The sequence below is a fragment of the Vibrio kanaloae genome, from assembly GCF_024347535.1.
Taxonomy (GTDB): domain Bacteria; phylum Pseudomonadota; class Gammaproteobacteria; order Enterobacterales; family Vibrionaceae; genus Vibrio; species Vibrio kanaloae.
Genome location: NZ_AP025497.1, coordinates 575,713 through 594,160, shown reverse-complemented (window position 1 = coordinate 594,160; position 18,448 = coordinate 575,713). Strand labels below are relative to the sequence as shown.

The 18,448-nt window shown below is 45.2% G+C and carries 14 protein-coding genes; 8 read left to right on the top strand and 6 right to left on the bottom strand.

Annotation, left to right across the window (positions count from 1 at the left end; genetic code table 11):
• The first annotated feature begins 1 nt into the window (after nt 1).
• The 8 genes from OCV24_RS02910 to OCV24_RS02875 all read left to right on the top strand — a co-directional run bounded on the left by OCV24_RS02910 (nt 2) and on the right by OCV24_RS02875 (nt 11,776).
• On the top strand, nt 2-1,027 hold the full coding sequence (locus tag OCV24_RS02910) for an ABC transporter permease (protein ID WP_017056648.1): 1,026 nt from the start codon (nt 2-4) through the stop codon (nt 1,025-1,027).
• Nucleotides 1,028-1,029: 2 nt separating this feature from the next.
• A complete protein-coding gene (locus OCV24_RS02905; protein ID WP_017056647.1) occupies nt 1,030-2,013 on the top strand; it encodes an ABC transporter ATP-binding protein in 984 nt (327 codons plus the stop codon).
• An 87-nt stretch (nt 2,014-2,100) separates the two neighbouring features.
• Nucleotides 2,101-3,096, top strand: a complete 996-nt coding sequence (locus OCV24_RS02900; RefSeq protein WP_017056646.1) for an ABC transporter ATP-binding protein — start codon at nt 2,101-2,103, stop codon at nt 3,094-3,096.
• A 98-nt stretch (nt 3,097-3,194) separates the two neighbouring features.
• Complete coding sequence (locus tag OCV24_RS02895) at nt 3,195-4,916, top strand: glycoside hydrolase family 9 protein (RefSeq protein ID WP_150878355.1); 1,722 nt, start codon at nt 3,195-3,197, stop codon at nt 4,914-4,916.
• 2 nt (nt 4,917-4,918) lie between these two features.
• On the top strand, nt 4,919-5,803 hold the full coding sequence (locus tag OCV24_RS02890; protein ID WP_150878357.1) for an N-acetylglucosamine kinase: 885 nt from the start codon (nt 4,919-4,921) through the stop codon (nt 5,801-5,803).
• A 12-nt stretch (nt 5,804-5,815) separates the two neighbouring features.
• Nucleotides 5,816-7,738, top strand: coding sequence for a beta-N-acetylhexosaminidase (locus tag OCV24_RS02885; protein ID WP_150878359.1), 1,923 nt, complete (start codon nt 5,816-5,818; stop codon nt 7,736-7,738).
• A gap of 145 nt (nt 7,739-7,883) precedes the next feature.
• The gene (locus tag OCV24_RS02880; RefSeq protein ID WP_150878361.1) at nt 7,884-10,289 is read left to right on the top strand and encodes a GH36-type glycosyl hydrolase domain-containing protein; all 2,406 of its coding nucleotides are present in this window, start codon (nt 7,884-7,886) and stop codon (nt 10,287-10,289) included.
• Nucleotides 10,290-10,363: 74 nt separating this feature from the next.
• Nucleotides 10,364-11,776, top strand: coding sequence for a phosphoglucomutase/phosphomannomutase family protein (locus OCV24_RS02875; RefSeq protein WP_017056641.1), 1,413 nt, complete (start codon nt 10,364-10,366; stop codon nt 11,774-11,776).
• A 149-nt stretch (nt 11,777-11,925) separates the two neighbouring features.
• Here the strand turns inward: OCV24_RS02875 and OCV24_RS02870 are convergent, their stop codons facing one another.
• The 6 genes from OCV24_RS02870 to OCV24_RS02845 form a co-directional block, all read right to left on the bottom strand.
• Complete coding sequence (locus OCV24_RS02870; RefSeq protein ID WP_017056640.1) at nt 11,926-12,954, bottom strand: ABC transporter ATP-binding protein; 1,029 nt, start codon at nt 12,952-12,954, stop codon at nt 11,926-11,928.
• Nucleotides 12,954-14,579: an ABC transporter permease gene (locus tag OCV24_RS02865; RefSeq protein WP_150878364.1), complete on the bottom strand. Its 1,626-nt coding sequence runs from the start codon at nt 14,577-14,579 to the stop codon at nt 12,954-12,956. The genes OCV24_RS02870 and OCV24_RS02865 overlap by 1 nt, the downstream gene beginning before the upstream one ends.
• A gap of 246 nt (nt 14,580-14,825) precedes the next feature.
• Entirely contained in the window at nt 14,826-15,839 is a 1,014-nt protein-coding gene (locus tag OCV24_RS02860; protein WP_137032369.1) for a Fe(3+) ABC transporter substrate-binding protein, read from the bottom strand.
• Nucleotides 15,840-16,131: 292 nt separating this feature from the next.
• Nucleotides 16,132-17,361: an ammonium transporter gene (locus OCV24_RS02855; protein ID WP_046223331.1), complete on the bottom strand. Its 1,230-nt coding sequence runs from the start codon at nt 17,359-17,361 to the stop codon at nt 16,132-16,134.
• A 27-nt stretch (nt 17,362-17,388) separates the two neighbouring features.
• The gene (glnK, locus tag OCV24_RS02850) at nt 17,389-17,727 is read right to left on the bottom strand and encodes a P-II family nitrogen regulator (RefSeq protein ID WP_017056636.1); all 339 of its coding nucleotides are present in this window, start codon (nt 17,725-17,727) and stop codon (nt 17,389-17,391) included.
• A 219-nt stretch (nt 17,728-17,946) separates the two neighbouring features.
• Nucleotides 17,947-18,315, bottom strand: coding sequence for a YacL family protein (locus OCV24_RS02845; protein ID WP_017056635.1), 369 nt, complete (start codon nt 18,313-18,315; stop codon nt 17,947-17,949).
• Nucleotides 18,316-18,448 lie beyond the last annotated feature (133 nt).

Sequence of the window (18,448 nt, the reverse complement as noted above, 5' to 3'; positions counted from 1 at the left end):
CATGAAAGACTTTCTAAAACTCATTTGGCGTAACCCGATGGCCCTAACAGGCGTCATCATCCTAAGTATTTTTATTCTTGGCGCTATTGCAGCTCCATTAATCACCAAACATGTACCAGACAAGCGTACAGGTAACCCACACGAATATCCTGGTTTCGTGGTGAAGTCTGCACAAACTAACCCTGATGGCTGGGTTGCTCAAAACCTAGCAGACGACCGTCGTACATTGATCATGTCCAAAAAGGCAGACCACGTACTAGGTACAACTCGTATGGGTCGTGACGTTTGGTCTCAAGTTGTATACGGCGCACGCGTATCTCTTGCTGTAGGTTTTGGTGCGGGTCTAACAGTATGTTTACTCGCAACTGTTATTGGTGTTTCTGCAGGTTACTTCGGTGGCCGTGTCGATGACGTTCTAACAGCCGCAATGAATATCATGCTAGTAATCCCTCAATACCCATTACTGTTCGTAGTAGCTGCCTTTATCGGTGAGGCAGGGCCACTCACCATAACCTTGGTTATCGGCTTTATGTCCTGGGCTTGGGGCGCCCGTGTTGTTCGCTCCCAGACCTTAGCACTGCGTGAAAAAGAGTTTGTAAAAGCCGCTGAAGTTTTGGGTGAATCTTCATTCCGCATCATCTTCGTAGAGATTCTGCCAAACCTTATCTCTATCGTTGGCGCAAGCTTCATCGGTTCGGTGATGTACGCAATCATGATGGAAGCAACCATCTCGTTCCTAGGTCTTGGTGACCCGAACACAATCAGCTGGGGCATCATGCTTTACAACGTTCAAACCTCTTCATCAATGCTGATTGGCGCTTGGTGGGAACTGTTGGCTCCTTGTATCGCACTGACACTACTTGTAACTGGCCTTGCTCTACTTAACTTCGCTGTCGATGAAATTGCTAACCCGCAACTGCGTTCTCACAAAGGCATGAAGCGTTGGAAGAAACTAGCAGCTCAAGACAAAGAAGAACGTGAACCAGAACTACCACCACAAAATGCACTTTGGAGCGGAGATAAATAATCATGTCTGAACCACTAATTTCTATCCGCAACTTATGCGTGGATTACATTACAGAGTCTGGCGATGTTCGTGCGTGTAACAACGTAAGTTTCGACATCGCTCCAGGTGAAGTATTCGGCCTAGCTGGTGAATCTGGCTGTGGTAAATCAACGGTCGCTTTCTCTCTTATGCGTCTTCATAAGCCGCCCGCTTACATCAGTGGTGGTGAGGTTATCTTCAACGGTGAGAACATCCTGGAATACAGTGATGACCGTATGCAGTCGTTCCGTTGGAGCGAGATGTCGATGGTATTTCAGAGCGCAATGAACGCACTCAACCCAGTACTACCGATGGAAGAGCAGTTCTGTGACGTAATTATGCGTCACACCAACATGACTCGTGAGCAAGCTCAACAACGTGCTGAAGGTCTACTTGAAATCGTAGATATTCACCCGAGCCGATTGAGTGACTACCCTCACCAATTCTCTGGTGGCATGCGTCAGCGCTTAGTTATCGCTATCGCTCTCGCACTGAATCCAAAGCTGATCATCATGGATGAGCCGACAACCGCACTTGATGTGGTTGTACAACGCGAAATCCTACAAAAGATCTATGCACTGAAAGAAGAGTTTGGCTTCTCGATTCTGTTCATCACCCATGACTTGTCATTGATGGTCGAGTTCTCTGACCGCATCGGCATCATGTACTCGGGTGAGCTAATCGAAGTGGCTAACTCTCAAGATATTCTAGAAAACCCTTACCACCCTTACACCAAAGGGCTGGGAAGTTCTTTCCCTCCACTGACAGGGCCAAAGACAAAGTTAGCAGGTATTCCGGGTAACCCTCTGAACCTGTTAGAGATCCCTGAAGGGTGTCGTTTCCAAGCTCGTTGTGACCGTGTACATGAAACGTGTACCAAGGTGCCAACCAAGCTGCGTTCTATCGACCCGGGACATTTGTCTAACTGCCACCTGTACGGTGACCCAATAGTACAAAGGAAGCTATAGCTTGCACGCTGACTCAGCGTGAATAACGAACAAGGCGGCTCGACCGCCTAAAAACAAGCAAAGCGAATAAGGATTCTGGAGACAATTATGAGCAAAGATTTAGGTCAATTATTGGTGGAAGGCAAGAATGTCGTAAAAGACTTCCCAATAAGCAGTACCACCATTCAAACCCCAATGATGCGTGCAATTAACGACGTGTCATTCAAGATGTACAAAAGCCGCGGCCTAGCAGTGGTTGGTGAGTCTGGTTCAGGCAAATCAACAACCGCAAAAATGATCGCAAAAATGTATGCGCCTTCAGGCGGCACGATCGAATACAAAGGTCGTGATATCCAAGAGATCTCAAGCAGAAAAGATCTTATGCACTACCGTGAAGGCGTGCAGATGGTATGGCAAGACCCGTTTGGTTCATTGAACCCAACGCACAATATCTTCCACCACATTGCTCGACCACTGTTGATCCACAAGAAAGTATCTCCGGGTAACAAGAAAGAGTTAGAAGAACGCGTTTACGATCTTTTAGAGCAAGTAGGCTTAATCCCACCAAAAGAGACGGCGCAAAAATACCCTCACCAACTCTCTGGTGGTCAGCGTCAACGTGTCAACCTAGCCCGCAACATCGCGGTAGGTGCCGAAGTTGTATTAGCTGATGAACCAACTTCAATGCTTGATGTATCGATTCGTGCTGGTGTTTTGAACCTGATGGAAGAGATGAAGTTTGAGAAGCAAATGTCACTTCTTTACATCACTCACGATATCGCAACCGCTCGTTACATTGCTGAAGATCTTTCAGTGATGTACGTGGGACACATGGTGGAATGGGGCGATACCGATGACGTGATTGCTAACCCTCAACACCCTTACACTCAGCTATTGGTTTCGGCAGTTCCAGATCCTAAGAAATCGATACACGACCAACTAGCAGGTAACAAAGGGGAGATCCCACTTTGGACACCAGTATCAGCAGGTTGCCCATTTGCAGGCCGTTGTACTCACGCGATGGACAAGTGTAAAGAACAGCTGCCAGGAGTTACACAGTTAGCTGATAACCACTTTGTACGTTGTTACCTACACGAAAGCTAAGCAATAAAGTCCAAGTTAGGGCCTGCGGACCCTAACTATTTATATCCAAAACATTCAAGTACCTAGCCAATAGAAACTAGGACTGTCGGAGAATATTGATGCTGTTATTGACCAACCATATTGGCTATGAGTCCACAGGCCCAAAGCAAGCTATCTTACAAACAAAGAAAGCTCGTCTATCGAGCACTACGGCTTTACTCGTCTGTGCTGACAACCATATGACTGTCGGAAGTTTTGATGTGGTTAAACAAGGCCATGTAGCAAATTGGCATCAAGGACAATTCTTCACTATCGATTTCAGTTCAGTTACTGAATCTGGTCGCTACTACCTGCGCTTTGATAACCTACGCTCAGAAGTGTTCGAGATCGGGAGCAACCTATTAATGAAGCACACCTTTTCTGATGTGCTTCATTACTTCAAGTCACAACGTTGTGGCGGCACTTTTGACAAGAAAGATCGACAAGCAAAAATTCTCGGCACTGACAGATACGTCGATGTACACGGTGGATGGTATGACGCATCAGGCGATGTAAGTAAGTACTTTAGCCACCTATCTTATGGTAACTACCTCAATCCTCAACAGATTCCTATGGTTGTTTGGAACATGCTTAAAAGCGTGCGCTTAACCATCAATAACCCTGACTTCCCAAAATTCTCCATGACTCGTCTAACGGAAGAGGCTCTGTTCGGTGCCGACTTCTTAGTGCGCATGCAAGACGCTGACGGATACTTCTATATGACGGTATTCGACAAATGGAGTAAAGATATCAACCAACGCGATATCTGCGCTTATGCGACTCAAGAAGGTCATAAATCAACGGACTTACAAGCGGGCTACCGACAAGGTGCAGGTGTTGCTATTGCAGCATTGGCTGCTGCATCTGAGCTTGAAGCCTCTGGCAGCTACTCTAGCCAAACCTACCTTGATACAGCTGCGAAAGGCTATTGGCACCTTAAAGAACACAACCTTCAATACCTAAACGATGGCGAAGAGAACATCATCGATGAGTATTGCGCCCTACTCTCAGCCAATGAGCTGTATCGCGTAACTCAAGACCAGCAATACCTAACAGAAGCAAGAACTTGGGCGACTCGTTTAATCTCTCGTCAGCAATCCGATGATTCATTTGAGCACTTCTGGTCAGCTAATACTGATGGCTCTCGCCCATACTTTCATGCCGCTGAAGCTGGCCTTCCAGTAATTGCTCTATGTGAGTACATCAACAATGAAATCGATAGAGAGCTGAAAGAACAAGCTCGCATTGTTGTTGAACAAGCGTGTCAGTTCGAAATCAGCATCACCGATAAAGTAACCAACCCATTTGGCTACCCAAGACAGTACGTTAAAAATGTTGATGGTGATAAGCGCGATGCTTTCTTCGTCGCTCAGAAGAACGAAACTGGCTACTGGTGGCAAGGCGAAAATGCTCGCCTTGGTTCACTCGCAACCATGGCGTACTTAGTTCAGCCACACATTCAAGACAGCGAACTGCAAAAGCGTTTAATCCAGCTGTCACAGAACAGCTTAGATTGGATCTTGGGGCTCAACCCATACCACATGTGCATGCTTGATGGTCATGGTCATAACAACCCTGACTACCTACCGCAGCTTGGTTTTTTCAATGCTAAAGGCGGTATTTGTAACGGCATCACCGCTGGCTTTGAAGATGACCAAGACATTGCGTTCAATCCACCAGCACAAAAAGATGACATGCTCCAAAACTGGCGCTGGGGCGAGCAATGGATCCCTCACGGCGCTTGGTTCCTATTGGCAACCGCTGCGCAATTCAATTTCCTAGTACAGCGTAAGGAGCAATAATCATGACTCTTTACTACGTAGGTATTGATGGTGGTGGTACTTCTTGTCGTGCTCGTATTCGTAATGACCAAGGCAAACTGATTGGTGAGGCGAAAAGTGGCAGTGCCAACATCCTTTTGGGTGTTGATGTTGCAATGAGCTCAATTGTCGATGCCATTACTCAAGCGGCGCAGCAAGGGCAACTCGACTCAAATCATTTTTCAAATATGCATATTGGCCTTGCACTAGCTGGCGCTGAGCAAAAATCAGCATGGTTCGACTTCATGGCTCAACCACACCCTTTCGCAAGTGTGACGCTAAATACCGACGCTTATGGCGCTTGCATTGGTGCTCACAACCGCCAAAACGGCGCAATCATGATTGGTGGTACGGGTTCTTGTGGAATCTACCTAAAAGACGGCGAGCAACATGTGGTTGGCGGTCGTGAATTCCCGATTTCAGATCAAGGCGGCGGCGCGGTTATGGGCTTACGTTTAATTCAGCAAGTTCTACTCGCTGAAGATGGCATTCGCAACAAAACCCCGCTGACCAAACACGTTATGAATCATTTCAATAATGATGTTGATGCGATCGTGGCGTGGTCAAAAGGCGCGATTCCAAAAGATTACGGTCAATTTTCTCCAGTTATTTTTCAATTGGCTAATGAAGGAGATGAGCTGGCTATCGAGATGCTTAAGCAGACTGCAGCTGATATCGAAATGTTTGTCTTGGCACTTCATCGAAAAGGCGCTGACAAGGTGTGCTTAATGGGAAGTATCGCTGAGCGTATTCTCAACTGGCTATCACCACCAGTACAAAAATGGATCGTTAAACCTCAATTCGACGCTATTGAAGGCGCATTGATGTTTGCCGGAAAACCACAACACAACTTGTATCAACAGGCTTAGCAGGGAAGTTATATGAATTATCGCATCGACTTAGCTGTTCTTTCTGAACAAAAAAATAACTGTCGATTTGGCCTTACGGTACATAACTTAAGTGACCTCGACGTAAAAGATTGGTCTCTGCACTTTGCATTTGATCGATTCATCCTTCCAGAGAGTTTATCGCAAGGAGAGCTGACTCAAGTTGGCAGCTTTTGCTCGTTCACACCAAGTTCGTCAGTGTTAAAGGCCAACAACCATTACTACCTTGAATTCAGTATTCAAAGCGCACCATTCCGCTTCTATTCGGATGGCTTGAATGATGCCTTTATCCAATCGTACTCAAAGGGAGAAGCTTCTGTTCTGCCGGTGGCTATTTCTCCAATAGTGCTAGTATCTCCTTATAGTGAACGTAGTCAACTTCCAGCAGTAAGCGCTTCAAGGCTAGCTCTCATCCCACGTCCAAACAAGCTCAAGGTTGATCAAGGTCATTTTGAACTAAACAGCAATTGTAAAGTTGAGATTAAATCTCACCTTGCAGACAACGCCGTGACTTGGTTAGAACAAGAGTTGCTCTCTACCTTTGATTTATATCTAGTTACCGAGAATAGCGGCAACATTCTATTTCGTAATAACCCAACTTTAGATGAAGCCGAGTACAAACTAAATATCACCTCACAACACGTTAATATTGAGTCTGGTAGCCAGTCTGGCTTTATCCATGCCGTCGCTAGCTTAATACAATTAATTGAGCCGTCGGGTAGTACTCGTTTTTCTCTTCCATGTTGCAAAATCGCCGACCAACCTCGCTTTAAGTACCGCGGCATGATGTTGGATTGTGCTCGTCACTTCCACTCAGTCGATCAAGTAAAGCGTTTGATCAACCAACTGGCGCAGTACAAATTTAACGTTTTTCACTGGCACCTAACCGATGACGAAGGCTGGAGAATTGAGATTAAGAGCCTGCCTCAGCTAACAGAAATTGGCGCTTGGCGTGGCCCTGATCATGCATTAGAACCGCAATACACCCACATTGCTGACAACTATGGCGGCTTCTACACACAACAACAGATTCGCGAAGTCGTCGAATATGCAGAGCAACGCAGCATAATGGTGATCCCAGAGATCGATATCCCAGGACACTGTCGCGCCGCAATCAAATCCCTGCCTGACATGCTGGTAGAGCAAGCTGACACCACTCAATACAAGAGCATCCAGCACTACAACGACAATGTACTAAACCCAGGTTTGCCAGGTACTTACCAATTTCTAGATGCGGTTATTGAAGAAGTCGCAGAGCTATTCCCTAGCGAATTAATTCACATGGGCGCAGACGAAGTGCCGCCGGGAGTGTGGACCAACAGCCCTGCTGCTCAAGCTTTGATGAAAGAACAGCAGTACCAAGACAGCAAAGATTTGCAAGGCCACCTATTCCGCTATGCCGAGAACAAGCTTAAGCAACTCGGCAAACGCATGGTCGGCTGGGAAGAAGCACAGCGCGGCGACAAAGTGAGTAAAGAGACCATCATCTACTCGTGGCTCAGTGAAGAAGCGGCGGTCAATTGCGCCCGCCAAGGCTTTGATGTGGTGTTGCAACCTGCACAGTTTACCTATCTCGACATGACCCAAGATTATGCACCGGAAGAACCGGGCGTAGATTGGGCTGCCGTTATCCCATTAGAACAAGCTTACACCTACGAAGCACTTGCTGAGATATCCGACACCGACCCAATTCGTAAGCGGATCCGCGGAATTCAGTGTGCTCTATGGTGTGAGATCGTCACCAACCAAAAGCGTATGGATTACATGGTATTCCCAAGAATTAGCGCTTTAGCTGAAGGATGTTGGACACATAAAAACAACCGAAACTGGCTAGATTACCTATCTCGCCTAAAGGGGCATCTGCCATTACTCGACAGACTCAATGTTGATTATCGCAACCCTTGGAAAGCTCAATAAAACAAACCAAAGCGACACTCACATCGAACGGTTGCTGACTTAAATTAAGTTGCTGACTCAAATTAAGGTGCTCAGTTAGATACGACTCAGCATCACTATTTAAAAATTAGCTGCATAGATGCAGTTTGTTAAAAAGGAAATGACAATGAAATACGGCTATTTCGATAACGACAATCGCGAATACGTCATCACTCGCCCTGATGTACCAGCACCTTGGACAAATTACCTAGGTACTGAAAAGTTTTGTACCGTGATTTCGCACAATGCGGGCGGTTACTCGTTCTACAATTCTCCGGAATACAACCGTGTTACTAAGTTCCGTCCAAACGGCACCTTTGACCGTCCTGGACACTATGTGTACCTGCGTGATGATGAGACAGGTGATTACTGGTCTATCTCTTGGCAGCCAGTGGCAAAGAGCCTAGATGAAGCGAATTACGAAGTTCGTCACGGCCTGTCATACTCAAAGTTCAAATGTGAATACAGCGGTATTACAGCGACCAAAACGCTATTCGTACCTAAAGGCGAAGATGCAGAAGTTTGGGATGTTGTATTAAGGAACAACACTGGCAAGCCAAGAACCATCAGCACTTTCTCGTTTGTTGAGTTCTCTTTCAGCCATATTCAATCAGACAATCAAAACCATCAGATGTCTTTGTACTCTTCGGGCACGTCTTACCAAGAAGGTGTTCTGGAATACGATCTGTACTACAACACTAACAACTTTGAAGGCTTCTACTACCTAGCTTCAACTTTCTCGCCAGACAGCTACGATGGTCAGCGTGACAACTTCCTTGGCATGTATCGTGATGAAGCTAACCCAATTGCAGTTGAAAACGGTAAATGTTCTAACAGCGCTCAAACCTGTTACAACCACTGTGGTTCTCTGCATAAACAATTCACGATTCAACCGGGTGAAGAAGTTCGCTTTGCGTATGTACTTGGTATAGGTAAAGGCAACGGTGAACGCCTACGTGAGAAGTACCAAGACACAGCAAACGTAGACGCCGCTTTCCAAGGCATCAAAGATCACTGGGACGAGCGTTGCAACAAATTCCAAGTTAAGTCGCCAAACGAAGGCTTAGATACAATGATCAACACGTGGACGCTGTACCAAGCGGAAACCTGTGTGGTTTGGTCACGCTTTGCATCATTCATCGAAGTTGGCGGTCGTACTGGTCTTGGTTACCGTGATACGGCGCAAGACGCTATTTCAGTACCTCATGCCAACCCACAAATGACCAAGAAGCGTATTATCGACCTGCTTCGCGGCCAAGTGAAAGCGGGGTACGGTCTACACTTGTTCGATCCTGACTGGTTCGATCCAGAGAAAGCCGACGTTGAGCCATCAAAATCACCAACGGTTGTTCCAACACCGTCAGATGACGACAAGATCCACGGCATTGAAGACACATGTTCTGATGATCACCTATGGATCGTTCCGACCATCATCAAATACGTAATGGAAACCGGTGAGCACGACTTCTTTGATGAAGTGATCCCATACGCAGACGGTGGCGACGCGACAGTTTACGAACACATGAAAGCGGCACTGAGCTTCTCTGCTGAATACGTGGGTCAAACGGGTATTTGTAAAGGCCTTCGTGCTGACTGGAATGACTGTTTGAACCTAGGTGGCGGTGAATCGTCAATGGTTTCATTCCTGCACTTCTGGGCGCTACAAGAATTCTTGGACCTTGCTAAGTTCCGCAATAATGACGCTGACGTTGCTAAATACACTGAAATGGCAGCGAATGTTCGCGAAGCGTGTGAAACGCACCTTTGGGATGACGAGGGTGGCTGGTACATCCGTGGTCTGACTAAAAATGGCGACAAGATCGGTACAGCTCAGCAAGCTGAAGGCCGTGTGCACCTTGAGTCAAACACGTTAGCAGTGCTATCTGGTGCGGTATCTCAAGAGCGCGGTGAGAAAGCGATGGACGCTGTTGATGAGAACCTATTCTCTGAATACGGCCTACACCTAAACTCTCCATCGTTCGCAACACCAAACGATGACATCGGCTTCGTAACTCGCGTTTACCAAGGCGTAAAAGAGAACGGTGCAATCTTCTCTCACCCTAACCCATGGGCTTGGGTAGCAGAGGCGAAACTTGGCCGTGGTGACCGTGCGATGAAATTCTACGACGCACTAAACCCGTACAACCAAAACGACATGATTGAAACGCGTTACGCAGAACCATACTCGTACGTGCAGTTCATCATGGGTAAAGATCACCAAGACCACGGCCGTGCAAACCACCCTTGGTTAACGGGCACCTCTGGTTGGGCTTACTTCGCGGTAACCAACTTCATTCTTGGTGTTCGTACAGGTTTTGAAGGCTTAACGGTTGATCCATGTATCCCGACTGATTGGCCAGAGTTCGAGGTTACTCGTCAATGGCGTGGTGCGACTTACAACATCAAAGTTCAAAACCCGAATGCAGTAAGCAAAGGCGTTGCCTCTATCACTATCAATGGTGAGTCAGTTGAAGGCGCAATCCCAGTACAAGCAGAAGGCAGCGTGAACGATGTTGTCGTTGTTCTAGGCTAATCACGCAATTTAACGAACAGCTCTTGTCCCAAGTCTTTACAGGCTTGAGACAATGAGACTAAAAGGATTTTCTAATGATTAAATTTGGTACAGGTGGCTGGCGCGCTTTCATTGGTGAGGAGTTCACTAGAGAAAACGTCCGTTTGGTAGCGCAAGCACTCGCTAACATCATCAACAACGAAGATGCAGCCAAGAATGGGTTTGTGATCGGCTATGACCGCCGCTTCCTTTCAGATAAAGCAGCATGTTGGTTTGCAGAAGTACTTGCGGCGAACAACATCAAAGTAAGCTTCATCGATAAGTTTGTTCCAACACCTATCGTGATGTTCCAAGCAAAAGAGATGGGATGCACCTACTCGGCGTGTATTACCGCTTCTCACAACCCCGCTGATTACAATGGTATTAAGGTGTTCATTGAAGGCGGCCGCGATGCCGATGAGATCATCACAGAGAAGATCGAACAGCAAATCGCAACACTGACCAACGAAGATGTTATCCGCGTCGATTTCGAACAAGCATTAAACGACAAAGAAATCGAGATCATCAACCCGATGAACGACTTTGTTGATTCAATCATCAACTTCATCGATATCGATTCGATCAAGAAAGCTAACCTACGTGTACTGATTGATCCAATGTTTGGCGTGGCAAAAAATGCTCTGCAAACCGTGCTGATTAACGGTCGCTGTGATGTCGACGTCATCAACGATGGCAAAAACCCAGATTTTGGTGGCTTGATGCCATCGCCAAATGCTGCAACGCTCTATCGCTTGAAGCACTTAGTTGCGGCTGAAGGTTACGACATTGGTATTGGTACTGATGGCGATGCCGACCGTTTAGGCATCATTGATGAAAAAGGTCACTTCATTCACCCTAACGAAGTGCTGCTACTTCTGTACTACTACTTATTGGAATACAAAGGCTGGAAAGGTTCTGTGGTTCGAAATATCGCAACCACACATCTATTGGATAAAGTGGCGGCAGATCATGGAGAGAAGAGCTTTGAGGTTCCTGTAGGCTTTAAGCATATCAGCTCGCAAATGGAAGCTGATGATTCTCTGATTGGCGGCGAAAGTTCGGGTGGTTTAACTATTCGAGGCCACATCAAAGGTAAGGATGGCGTATTTGCTTCAAGCTTACTGGTTGAGATGATCAGTGTGACGGGCAAGAAGCTGTCTGAATTACTTGATGAGATTTACTCTAAGTATGGCTATGCGTATACAGCGGAAGGGGATTGCAAATTCAAACCTTCAGAGAAAGAAGCGCTCTACACAAAAATCTACGTAGAGAAACAACTGCCTGAGTTTGAATACGAAATTGAAAAAGTCAGCTATGAAGATGGCGCTAAGGTGTACTTCAAGAATGGCGGCTGGGTAATTGCTCGCTTCTCAGGAACAGAGCCGTTACTACGAATCTTCGCAGAAATGGAAGATAAAGACACTGCAGAACATGTTCTTCAAAAAGTGAAAGACTTCCTCTCTCTATAGGCTTATAGAGTGCAGCAGTTTTGTATGGCCTTAACAAATCACTGCCTTGTTAAAGCCTATAAGTGAAGAACCCTTGCCCAGTACTTTGATTAAAGTGCTGGGCTTTTTTATCGCGATTCTTGTAACGATTAGTATCGCGTTATATCTCTTTAAAAAGCCAATACGCCTTTGGTATCTACTTTTACGTTGACCGGCATACCCACTTCAAGTGCTTCTGATGAAGTTGCTAATAACTTCTGACCATGCGCTTCGATGACATAACGACAGTGATCGCCCATAAATTGCTGCTCTAACACTGAAATAGCACTGTCTTGTTCATAACTAGCTTGAATATGCTGTGGCCTTAAAAGAAGCTCACACGCACTGCCGAATTTGATCTCCGTTTGCGGTTTGGCTTCAACCATACCCAAACTGGTTTCAAATTCATGCTCTGAAATACGCTGTGCATTAAGGTAGCTACCACCGCCCAAAAAGTCTGCAACGAACTTACTCGAAGGATGGAAATATAACTCAGATGCCGAACCATACTGTTCAATCACACCATGGTTCATTACTGCCATCTTATCTGCAAATGCGAACGCTTCTTCACGGCTGTGAGTTACGAAGATTGCTGTGACACCCTGCTTCTTAAAAATCTTACGAATCTGAGAAATCAACTCATGGCGAACCTGAGTATCGATGTTTGAGAATGGTTCATCTAACAGTAGTAAGTCTGGCTTATATGCCAAAGAACGAGCAATCGCCACTCGCTGCTGTTGACCACCCGAAAGTTGGTGTGGATATCGGTCACCGAATTCATCTAAATGAACCAACTCCAACATCTCTTGGACCTTCTCTTTCTTTTGATGTTCAGAGAGATCTTTCAAGCCAAAACCGACATTCTGGTTGACCGTCAAGTGCGGGAACAAGGCGTAATCTTGGAAAATCATACCGATGTTTCGTTGTTCTGGTGGCAACCAACGCTCACCATCATCGATGGTTTGACAGTTTAAGCTCATTACGCCGCGACTCAATGGAAGTAAACCCGCAATCGCCTTAAGCAAGGTGGTTTTTCCGCAGCCACTTGCACCAAGCAGACAAACAATTTCACCATGCTCAACTTCTAAAGAAAGCGCTTCCAAAATGGTTTGCGACTCATACTTACACGTCAGCTCTTTAATTGATAATGCACAACTCATTAGTGTTTCTGCTCCAAGGAACGGTTTACGATGATCAGAGGAATTAAACCCACCAACACCAATAATACAGCAGGCATCGCCGCCAATTCTAGGTGCTCATCTGAGGCATAGTTATAAACATAAGTCGCCAATGTTTCGAAATTGAAAGGACGTAACAGCAATGCCGCATTTAACTCTTTCATTGATTCGATAAACACCAATAAACCAGCGATCAGCGCGCCGCGCTTAATCAAAGGTAAATGAACACGACGCAACATCTGGTTGGTATTGCAACCCATGGTTTTAGAAGCCATATCCAATGAAGGAGATACTTTACTTAGGCTACTTTCGATACTACCAATAGCAACCGCCGAAAAACGCACCACCATGGCAAAGATAAGCGCGAACATGGAACCAGAGAAAATAAGTCCTGGTCGCCCCCACTCCATCACTTTTGCGATGTCATTGACCAAGTGATCCATAAACAACACAGGTACCATCACGCCAATCGCTAATACGGTGCCTGGCACGGCATAACCCATTGAAGCAAGTCTCATGTAAGCCTGATTTTTCTTACTTGGGCTAACACGCTGATTAAAATTCACAATCATCGCAATGATAACGCCAATAATCGCCGCAACTACAGACACATAAAGGCTGTTAACGGCGTACTCTCTGAATTCAGGCGTCCAGCTTTGTACGAAATATTTGTAGGCATAGATCATTAACTGGCCAAGAGGGAACAAGAATGCAACGCACACTAATCCCCAACACCAGAACAGTGCCAACCATTTTCTCCAACCGGAAAGATCGTAACGAAAATCTTCGCGACTGCTGAATTGATTCTGGAACAGTTTCTGTTTACGACGGCTATATCGCTCGGTACTCAATAAGAGAATGACGATCACCAACATGATTGCCGATATCTTTGCAGCGGCTGTTAGGCTCGAATAGCCCAACCAAGTATCGTAAACCGCAGTCGTTAAAGTATTTACCGCAAAGTAACTCACGGTACCAAAGTCACCTATGGTTTCCATCGCAACAAGAGACAAACCTACCGCCATTGATGGACGAACAAGTGGTAAGGAGATACGACGGAAACTTTCCCAAGGTGAGCATTTTAGCAAACGGGCGGATTGCAATAAGGAGACGTTTTGTTCCATGAATGCTGCACGGCACAACAAATAAATATAAGGATAAAGGACGAGAGATAGAACAATAATAGCGCCCGACAAGGTTCTGATATCTGGAAACCAATACTCTCCGGGTACCCATCCAGTCAAATCTCGCAATAGGATCTGAACAGGCCCGGCAAAATCGAACCAATCAGTAAAGATATAGCCGACAATATAGCCTGGCATAGCTAATGGCAGTACCAGTGCCCACTGTAAAACACGCTCACCCGGCACACGGCACATTGCCATAATCCAAGCAGACGGAATACCAAAAACTAAAGACAGGAACATGGTTCCTATGACTAAAACCACCGTATTGTAAGCATAGGTGGGCATCACTGTGGACATCAGATGAGAAAATAGCTCATCAGTTTCTCCAACAGCCGTCGTAAAAATTGCTAAGACAGGTAAAACCAGCAATACAGCAATGATGACGCTGCTGGTGTTCCATAAATAATTCTTCTCTTTCATCGCCTAACTACAACGAGGCTTAATGAAACACAAATGCATTTGCAAATACATCTCATATCCTTTTAATGGTGGGGGTATTTATACCCATATACTGTAATGACTTCAAGGTGAGATGCTCATAACTCAGAGGATTAACGGCGAGCTTTGTATCAAAAAGTGACTTTCAAAAAACAAACAACCCCAAGTGGCCAAAAAGTGGCGACTTGGGGTTGTGATTTTTTGCGGGCAAAAGCCTACAAGAATAAGTTATAGATCGAACTTAACTTCGTCTAATAGCTTGATTGCAGCAGCGTGGTGGTCAGCAATTTGGTCTAGAGAAATAGTATCAGCTTTGAATTCACCCCATGAAGCAACAAGTTCAGAAGGTTTAACGTCTGCTTTCACTGGGTATTCGTAGTTCACTTCTGCGTACATGCTTTGTGCGGTGTTACCAGAAAGGAATTCCATCAGCTTAACAGCATTCTCTTCATTTGGAGAATATTTAGCCATTGCCATACCAGAGATGTTTACGTGAGTGCCTGTAGTCTCTTGGTTAGGGAAGTTAATATAAACAGAGTCAGCCCAAGCTTTTTGCTCTTTATCATTAACCATCTTACCTAGGTAGTAGCTGTTACCAAGAGCAACGTCACACAGACCTTCTTTAATTGCTTTAACTTGTGCACGGTCGTTACCTTGAGGCTTACGTGCTAGGTTTGCTTTTACGCCTTCTAGCCATTCTTTCGTTTCAGCTTCACCTTTGTGAGCAATCATCGAAGATACTAGAGAAACATTGTATGGGTGCTTACCGCTACGTGTACAGATTTTACCTTTAAATTCAGGCTTAGTTAAATCTTCATAAGTGAACGCTTCACCTAGGCGACCAACACGGTCACGCGAAGAATAAACGCTACGTGTACGAGTTGTTAGAGCAAACCACTCGTTAGCAGTATCTTGGTATTGAGCAGGAATGTTCTTTTCCAGCACATCACTTTCAACAGATTGAACTAGATCTTGTTTAGTAAGTTCAGATAGACGGCTGATATCGACAGTTAATACAACGTCAGCTGGGCTGTATTCACCCTCTTGTGCTAACTTCTCTGCTAAACCTTTTTTAGCAAACTTAACGTTTACTTTAATGCCAGTCTCTTTCGTGAATTCCTTGAACATTGGCTCAACTAGGAAAGGTTGACGGTAAGAGTACACATTTACTTCTTCCGCAGCCATTGCTGTCGGAGCAATTACACTACACGCTAGAGCTGAAAGTGTTAGCAGTTTCTTCATTGTAAAGTCCTTTATATCGAAATGATAATGTCTATCAGTTGCGTTATTATATTCATCAATAACATAATTACAATGACGACCGACAAAAAAACACTCCGTTCAGCATCTTAAAACTCGCACTTTTGTAACAATATATTACAACCATTCTCATCACAATTTCTAGTTGAACACTCAGCCTCGCTTGATATATCACTGCTAGCCAGGCGACTATAAATAGTAAAGCCCTACAACCATGAGTTGAAGGGCTTTACTTTACAGCTTAACTTTTCAGATTAGGCGGTTGCTGCTGATCTTACTTTACTGATACAAACTCTGGGTAAGCGCCTACACCACAATCGTGCATGTCCATACCTTCAAGTTCTTCATCTTCAGTGACGCGAATGCCGATTGTTGCTTTAAGCACAGCCCACACAGCAAGGCTCGCACCGAATACCCATGCAAAGATGACTGCAGCACCTAATAGTTGAGCACCAAATGTTGCATCAGCGTTGCTTAGTGGCACAGCCATTAGACCAAAGAAACCACATACACCGTGTACAGAGATTGCACCTACAGGATCATCAATCTTAGCTTTATCTAGAGCAATGATACTGAATACCACTAATGCACCAGATACTGAACCAATAGCGACCGCAAATAATGGAGAAGGAGATAGTGGATCTGCCGTAATGGCAACTAAACCAGCTAATGCACCGTTCAGTACCATTGTTAGGTCTGCTTTACCCCAAGTTGTCTTACATACTAGTAGTGCTGCAATGGCACCCGCTGCAGCTGCCGCATTTGTATTCAGAAAGATTTGACCAACTGCTGTCGCGTTCTCAAAATCTGAAACCATAAGTTGAGAGCCACCATTAAAACCAAACCAACCGAACCAAAGAATGAATGTACCTAATGTTGCTAGTGGCATATTTGAACCAGGAATTGGATAGATTGCACCATTTTTCCCGTATTTACCTTTACGAGCACCTAATAGTAAAACACCAGCTAACGCAGCGGCTGCACCAGCCATATGAACAATACCTGAGCCGGCGAAGTCACTGAAACCTGCTTCTGATAGGAAACCACCGCCCCAAGTCCAGTAACCTTCCATCGGGTAGATAAACGCTGTTAGTACAACAGAGAAGATTAGGAATGACCAAAGCTTCATACGCTCAGCAACCGCACCTGAAACGACAGACATTGCTGTTGCGACGAATACGACTTGGAAGAAGAAATCAGACTCTAGAGAGTGATCAGCACCTTCACCCTGCGTACCAATTAAAGCACCAAACGAAGGTAACCAGCCGCCTTCACCATTGTTTACATACATGATGTTGTAGCCAACCACTAAGAAAGTCGTACAAGCAATGGCATACAAACAGATATTCTTAGTTAAAATTTCCGTGGTGTTCTTTGAACGAACTAAGCCAGCCTCTAACATCGCGAAGCCTGCTGCCATCCACATTACCAACGCACCCGAAATGAGGAAGAAAAAAGTGTCTAGTGCGTAACGTAGTTCCGTTACTGTTGTTGTAAGTTCCATATTAAAGTCTCCAGTCCTTGTAATTCTTTAAAGTGCTTCAGCATCCATTTCACCAGTACGAATTCGTACGGCTTGGCTTAGGTCATACACAAAGATTTTGCCATCACCTATTTTTCCGGTGTGTGCCGCTTGGCTAATCGCTTCAACAACTCGGTCAACATTCTCTGCTTGGGTTGCAATCTCTATCTTTACCTTCGGTAGAAAATCAACTTGGTATTCCGCACCACGATAAAGTTCAGTGTGACCCTTTTGACGACCAAAGCCTTTCACTTCAGAAACCGTCATACCTTCAATGCCCACATCAGAGAGCGCTTCACGTACATCGTCTAATTTGAATGGCTTAACAATGGCATTTATTATTTTCATATTCGTTCCTTAAATTCTTCAGTAATCCGTTAGTTCTCTTCTTACAATCCAAGTAGCGTGCCAAAAAAATAAACCATTGATATTAAAGGGGATAAAATAAACAAGGCCGTAATAACAAAAAAGGCCGCACCAATTCGGTGCAGCCTTTTCACTATCTTAATGCGTGACGCAATTGTTGCTCCAGTTTTGGGCAACGGGAACCTTAAAAGCCCGAAACAGCTAGTAACCTAAGAAATCCATCCAACGATCAATGAGTAGCTCGAAATCATCGATTCCACAGCTTGCCTGACTTTCACAGTTATAGAAATCAAACTCACTGCCTTCTTCCATCTCTTGATCGTGGCCAAGTACGTTTTCTTGAATCGTGACTTCATCTTCATTGATCGCTAGGCTGATCTCTTTACCGAGTAGCGTCACCTCATTACTCAGATCCTGTCGGGAGCGATCAATAAGCGCCATCACATGATCTAATTTCTGCTTATCTTTACCGATCTCTTCTTGAAGCCAACGGCCAACAATCTCATGGCCCATGCTGCATTTCACATAGTATTCACCCATTAGAGTGTTTCTAACAAATTCGAATTCCATAAGGCTCCAAAGCTCTAATAAAAATAAGGCTCAATCAATAGGTAGTAAAAAATGAGGCGAGAGTATATAGCGAAGTCATCAAGAGATCGAGTCGCTCGTCGTCCAGTATTCGGACATAAAAAACGCCTACCGA

Excerpts from the sequence above, each read along its gene's own strand:
- OCV24_RS02885 (WP_150878359.1), top strand. The coding sequence starts at position 5,816 with ATGAATTATCGCATCGACTTAGCTGTTCTTTCTGAACAAAAAAATAAC.
- OCV24_RS02905 (WP_017056647.1), top strand. The coding sequence starts at position 1,030 with ATGTCTGAACCACTAATTTCTATCCGCAACTTATGCGTGGATTACATT.
- OCV24_RS02845 (WP_017056635.1), bottom strand. The coding sequence starts at position 18,315 with ATGGAATTCGAATTTGTTAGAAACACTCTAATGGGTGAATACTATGTG.
- OCV24_RS02860 (WP_137032369.1), bottom strand. The coding sequence starts at position 15,839 with ATGAAGAAACTGCTAACACTTTCAGCTCTAGCGTGTAGTGTAATTGCT.
- OCV24_RS02870 (WP_017056640.1), bottom strand. The coding sequence starts at position 12,954 with ATGAGTTGTGCATTATCAATTAAAGAGCTGACGTGTAAGTATGAGTCG.
- OCV24_RS02880 (WP_150878361.1), top strand. The coding sequence starts at position 7,884 with ATGAAATACGGCTATTTCGATAACGACAATCGCGAATACGTCATCACT.
- OCV24_RS02855 (WP_046223331.1), bottom strand. The coding sequence starts at position 17,361 with ATGGAACTTACAACAACAGTAACGGAACTACGTTACGCACTAGACACT.
- OCV24_RS02910 (WP_017056648.1), top strand. The coding sequence starts at position 2 with ATGAAAGACTTTCTAAAACTCATTTGGCGTAACCCGATGGCCCTAACA.
- OCV24_RS02895 (WP_150878355.1), top strand. The coding sequence starts at position 3,195 with ATGCTGTTATTGACCAACCATATTGGCTATGAGTCCACAGGCCCAAAG.
- OCV24_RS02890 (WP_150878357.1), top strand. The coding sequence starts at position 4,919 with ATGACTCTTTACTACGTAGGTATTGATGGTGGTGGTACTTCTTGTCGT.
- OCV24_RS02865 (WP_150878364.1), bottom strand. The coding sequence starts at position 14,579 with ATGAAAGAGAAGAATTATTTATGGAACACCAGCAGCGTCATCATTGCT.
- OCV24_RS02900 (WP_017056646.1), top strand. The coding sequence starts at position 2,101 with ATGAGCAAAGATTTAGGTCAATTATTGGTGGAAGGCAAGAATGTCGTA.
- glnK (WP_017056636.1), bottom strand. The coding sequence starts at position 17,727 with ATGAAAATAATAAATGCCATTGTTAAGCCATTCAAATTAGACGATGTA.
- OCV24_RS02875 (WP_017056641.1), top strand. The coding sequence starts at position 10,364 with ATGATTAAATTTGGTACAGGTGGCTGGCGCGCTTTCATTGGTGAGGAG.